Source organism: Hoeflea sp. BAL378 (assembly GCF_000759435.1).
Lineage (GTDB): Bacteria > Pseudomonadota > Alphaproteobacteria > Rhizobiales > Rhizobiaceae > Hoeflea.
The window spans coordinates 1-4,929 of sequence record NZ_JRJG01000096.1 but is presented as its reverse complement, the minus strand read 5'-3'; the positions used below and the strand labels follow the sequence as shown (position 1 = coordinate 4,929).

Annotated in this window: 7 protein-coding genes; 4 read left to right on the top strand and 3 right to left on the bottom strand. The window is 64.9% G+C overall.

All coding sequences use genetic code 11. The features are described from left to right. The 3 genes from LL06_RS18760 to LL06_RS18750 form a co-directional block, all read right to left on the bottom strand. On the bottom strand, nt 1–277 hold a 277-nt coding region (locus LL06_RS18760), incomplete at its 3' end, for a hypothetical protein (RefSeq protein WP_035530349.1). 3 nt (nt 278–280) lie between these two features. Continuing rightward, nucleotides 281–1,492 carry an NADP-dependent isocitrate dehydrogenase gene (locus LL06_RS18755; RefSeq protein ID WP_035530348.1) on the bottom strand — a complete coding sequence of 404 codons (1,212 nt, stop codon included), beginning with the start codon at nt 1,490–1,492 and terminating at the stop codon, nt 281–283. 174 nt (nt 1,493–1,666) lie between these two features. After that, nucleotides 1,667–2,023, bottom strand: a complete 357-nt coding sequence (locus LL06_RS18750) for a TfoX/Sxy family protein (protein ID WP_035530347.1) — start codon at nt 2,021–2,023, stop codon at nt 1,667–1,669. Between the two features lie 146 nt (nt 2,024–2,169). Between LL06_RS18750 and LL06_RS18745 the strand changes: the two genes are divergently transcribed. The 4 genes from LL06_RS18745 (at nt 2,170) to LL06_RS18730 (ending at nt 4,654) form a co-directional block, all read left to right on the top strand. Further along, nucleotides 2,170–2,742, top strand: coding sequence for a GNAT family N-acetyltransferase (locus tag LL06_RS18745; protein ID WP_035530346.1), 573 nt, complete (start codon nt 2,170–2,172; stop codon nt 2,740–2,742). Further along, nucleotides 2,743–3,564 carry an RNA methyltransferase gene (locus LL06_RS18740; protein WP_035530344.1) on the top strand — a complete coding sequence of 274 codons (822 nt, stop codon included), beginning with the start codon at nt 2,743–2,745 and terminating at the stop codon, nt 3,562–3,564. Beyond that, entirely contained in the window at nt 3,561–4,352 is a 792-nt protein-coding gene (gene murI / locus LL06_RS18735; protein ID WP_035530342.1) for a glutamate racemase, read from the top strand. The genes LL06_RS18740 and murI overlap by 4 nt, the downstream gene beginning before the upstream one ends. A 95-nt stretch (nt 4,353–4,447) precedes the next feature. Next, nucleotides 4,448–4,654 carry a hypothetical protein gene (locus LL06_RS18730; protein ID WP_035530340.1) on the top strand — a complete coding sequence of 69 codons (207 nt, stop codon included), beginning with the start codon at nt 4,448–4,450 and terminating at the stop codon, nt 4,652–4,654. Nucleotides 4,655–4,929: the final 275 nt, after the last annotated feature.

Below are 4,929 nucleotides of genomic sequence, written 5' to 3'. Positions count from 1 at the left end.
GGGCGATCTTGACCAGCGGCCGGCGGTCGGGACCGGTCATCTTCACGTGAATGGCGTTGTGGACGATCCTCGGGTCGACCCGGTAGGACCTGGCGACGTAGCGGATCGTCATCCAGCCTTCGATCGGCTCGTCGGCGTGGGTCTGCCAATAGACAACAAAAACGCCGGCGCGGATGATGAACACCAGCGCCAGCGCCAAAGTCAGCAGGAACGAGAGCGTAAGCCACCGGTTGGTGCGCCACAGCCGTCTGAGCGTGGCGACCGGACCGGCGGCCATCGGTCAGCCCATGGCCTTCTGCAGGTTCTCGTCGATCTTGTCGAGGAAGCCGGTGGTCGACAGCCAGGGCTGGTCGGGACCGATCAGGAGCGCCAGATCCTTGGTCATGAAGCCCGATTCCACCGTCTGGACGCAGACCCGCTCCAGCGTGTCGGCGAAGGTGGCGAGCTCGGCATTGTCGTCGAGCTTGGCGCGGTGGGCGAGGCCGCGGGTCCAGGCGAAGATCGAGGCGATCGAGTTGGTCGAGGTTTCCTCGCCCTTCTGGTGCTGGCGGTAGTGGCGCGTCACCGTGCCGTGGGCGGCTTCCGCTTCCACGGTCTTGCCGTCCGGCGTCATCAGCACCGAGGTCATCAGGCCGAGCGAGCCGAAGCCCTGGGCGACGATGTCGGACTGGACGTCGCCGTCATAGTTCTTGCAGGCCCAGACATAGCCGCCCGACCATTTCAGCGCCGAGGCGACCATGTCGTCGATCAGGCGGTGTTCGTACCAGATCTTGGCTTCGGCGTATTTGGCCTTGAACTCGGCCTCGAAGACTTCCTCGAACAGGTCCTTGAAGCGGCCGTCATAGGCCTTGAGGATGGTGTTCTTGGTCGACAGGTAGCACGGCACGCCGCGCATCAGCGCGTAATTCAGCGACGCGCGTGCGAAATCGCGGATCGAATCATCGAGGTTGTACATGGCCATGGCGACGCCGGCGGAGGGCGCGTCGTAGACTTCGTGCTCGATCGTCTGGCCGTCGTCGCCGACGAACTTGATCGAGAGCTTGCCCTTGCCGGGGAAGCGGAAATCGGTGGCGCGGTACTGGTCGCCGAAGGCGTGACGGCCGACGATGATCGGCTTGGTCCAGCCCGGCACCAGGCGCGGCACGTTCTTCATGATAATCGGCTCGCGGAAGATCACGCCGCCGAGGATGTTGCGGATGGTGCCGTTGGGCGAGCGCCACATCTTCTTCAGCCCGAATTCCTCGACGCGGGCCTCGTCGGGGGTGATGGTGGCGCATTTGATGCCGACGCCGTGCTTCTTGATGGCGTTGGCGGCATCGATGGTCACCTGGTCGTCAGTCTCGTCGCGGGACTGCACCGACAGGTCGTAATAGTCGATCGGCAGATCGAGGTAGGGCAGGATCAGCTTTTCCTTGATGAACTGCCAGATGATCCGCGTCATCTCGTCGCCGTCGAGATCCACGACCGGATTTGCAACCTTGATCTTTGCCATTCTTGTTCGACCTTTTGAGAGGGTTGTCGGGGGGCAGCCGGAGGCCGCCCGTTCAGGTGGCGCATCTCTTAACAAAAGCGGCGCGGGCGCACAACACGCGGAGCGCCCGGCAGGGTGCGATTGCGGCGAAGGTGGCAGACCGGGCTCACGGGCGGCTCCGCCGCGCCGATCCGCTCAGCCGGCGGCGGCCGCTTTCTTGCGGCTCTTCTTCGGGGGAAGGGCGCTCACATGCGCCACCGCCATGGCGATCCACCGTTCGAGCGCGGCATCCTCCGCGAGTTCGCTCCGCGCGACATAGAGATAGCCGGCCATCGGCCTGCCGCGCATCACCATGGGCGAGACGCCGGGCCGGCCAAGGGCCGCCTGGTGATCGGCGGCACTCAGCCGCAGCAGCAACTGGCCGGTGTGGCTGTCGGCGCAGAGCATGTGGCCGTTCAGGGTGAAGCAGAGGCCGCCGAACATGCGGACTTCGGCAATATGCGGCGTGTCCGCCAGCAGCGAACGGATGCGTGGGGCAAGATCGGCAGGCATGGGAAGGCTCCGGCGGATGATCCTGCGCGGGAGTATGCCAGAAATCCGCGCGCCCGCCAGCCAGGGTTCGTGCCGGGAGAGCCGCCGGCTTGATTGTAAGCGGGCGCGGCAGTAGTGCTGTCGCCATGACAGACACGGGGCGCGCCTTGGCCGAATTGACCTTTCCGATTGAAACCTCGCGCTTGCGGCTGCGTCCGTTCACGCCGGCCGATGTCGATGCCGTGCACGCCTATCAGAGCCTCGAAGAGGTGGCGCGCTACCAGTATTGGGAGCCGCGCTCGCGCGAGGAGGTGGCGGCGGAGGTGGCCAAATGGATGGAGCCTGACGGCACGCCGGAGGCGCCGCTGTCGATGGTCTTCGCTGTCACGCTCAAGGATTCGGGCGCGCTGATCGGCGACATGGTGCTGCTGTTCCGGGACTGGGAGGCGCGGCAGGGCGAGCTCGGCTTCTCGTTCAATCCGGCTTTTGCCGGCCGGGGCTACGCCACGGAAGCGGCCACCGCGGTGATGGACCTGGGGTTCGGCCATTTCGGGCTGCACCGCATCTTCGGGCGCTGCGATGCGCGCAACGACCGCTCCTGGGCTTTGATGCAGCGGCTCGGCATGCGCCGGGAAGCGCATTTCCGCGAACACGCGCGGTTCAAGGGCGTCTGGGACGAGGAGTTCTACTACGCCATGCTCGCGCGCGAATGGGCGGATCTGCGCCGGGGCGAAGCCTAGATGGCGGGCACCGACAGGAACCGCGAACTCATCACCGGCGGGCCGGCGATCATCCTGATGGAGCCGCAACTGGGCGAGAACATCGGCATGGTGGCGCGCGCCATGGCCAATTTCGGCCTTTCCAATCTTCGCATCGTCAATCCGCGCGACGGCTGGCCGAACGACAAGGCGGTGAGTGCGGCGGCGGGCGCCAGCCATGTGATTGAAGGTGCGGTGGTGTTCGACACGCTCGAGGCAGCCATGGCGGATCTCAGCTTCGTCTATGCCACCACGGCGCGGCCGCGCGACGGCCACAAGCCGGTGGCGGGGCCGGTGGAGGCGGGCGAGGCGCTGAGGGCGCGCGAAAACGCCGGGCAGAAGACCGGGCTTCTGTTCGGGCGCGAGCGCATCGGCCTGCGCAACTGGGAGATCAGCCTGGCCGACGAGATCGTCACCTTCCCGGTCAATCCGGCCTATGCCTCGCTCAATATCGCCCAGGCGGTGCTGCTGATGTCCTATGAATGGATGAAATCCGGCCTTGCGAGCCCCTATGAGACGGCGTTCGACAAGGCGCAAGTGACGCCGGCGCCGAAATCGGACCTGCACGGCCTGTTCGCCCAGATCGAGGAGGGGCTCGATGCGCGCGGCTATTTCCGCTCCGCGACCAAGCGGATGAAGGCGGTGGACAATCTTCGCGCCGTGCTGACGCGGCCGGGATTCTCGACCGACGAAATCAACGTGCTGCGCGGTCTTTTTGCCTCATTTGACAGGTTCAGTCGCCCCGGGCAGCGCGCGCCGGGGCAAGGCGCCGCGCCGGGTACGGACGAGGGAGAGGCGGAATGAGCGACGGGCCGGTTCTGGTTTTCGACAGCGGCATCGGCGGCCTGAGCGTGCTGCGCGAGGCCCGCGTGATCATGCCCGGCCGGCGCTTCGTCTATGTGGCCGACGACGCGGGCTTTCCCTATGGCCGCTGGGAAGAGGGGGCGCTCCGGGACCGGATCGTCGACCTGTTCAGCGGCCTGATCGCCCGGCACCGGCCGGCGCTGGCGCTGATCGCCTGCAACACCGCCTCCACCATCGTCATGGCGGAGCTCAGGGCCGCCTATCCCGAGGTGCCCTTCGTCGGCACCGTGCCGGCGATCAAGCCCGCGGCCGAACGCACCCGCTCGGGCCTGGTCTCGGTGCTGGCGACGCCGGGCACGGTGAAGCGGCAATATACCCGCGACCTGATCCGCGATTATGCCGGCAAGGTGCATGTGCGGCTGGTGGGATCGGAAAACCTCGCGAGCCTCGCCGAGACCTATATGCGCAAGGGCTTTGTCGACGAGGCGGCGGTCGCGGCGGAAATCGCGCCGTGCTTCGTCAGCCTGAACGGCAAGCAGACCGACATTGTGGTGCTGGCCTGCACGCATTTTCCGTTCCTGGTCAATCGCATGCGCAAGATGGCGCCCTGGCCGGTGGACTGGATCGACCCGGCGGAAGCCATCGCCCGCCGCGCGCTGGCGATCGTCGAGACGCTGCCCGGCGGCGACGCGCTGCCCGACGCCAAGGACTCGGTCGTCTTCACCTCGGGCACGCCCGACACCAATGTGCAGCGGCTGATGCACGGCTTCGGGCTGACGCTGGGGTGAGCAGACATGATATGCTTTAATCGTCTTTTCTCCCCTGTTGACTTGCGCCTGAAACTGAATGCATTTTCCGACTTGCAACAACAGGAATCGGAAACATGGAAGTCAACATTAAAAAGTTCGATGTTTTAATGAGTGTCAAAAATAAGGGAGTCGAGCTTGAGGTCTATAACCCAAATGGGGATTTCCGAGGTGATCTAGTGATCACAAAGACGAAACTGATTTGGTGTGAGGGGAAAACCAAACGGGAAAATGGAGTCGAAGTTACTTGGAACGACTTTATCGATTGGATGAATGCCGAGTAACGAGCCAAGGAACCCGTTGGAATATGAGCTAGTCACATCTCCGACGCACTGCCCGACGCCAAGGACACGGTCGTCTTCACCTCGGGCACCCCCGACACCAATGTTCAGCAGTTGATGCACGGTTTCGGCCTGACGCTGGGGTGAGCGCCGCGCGGGCGACGGCCGAAATCCTGTGTATTTCGGCGATGACGGGCTTCGGGCCGCCGCGTTTCTGATAAGCACAGGGGTGGCCGGCCATCCGGAGAATCGGGTGCGGCGGGCCGCGCCTGCAGGTG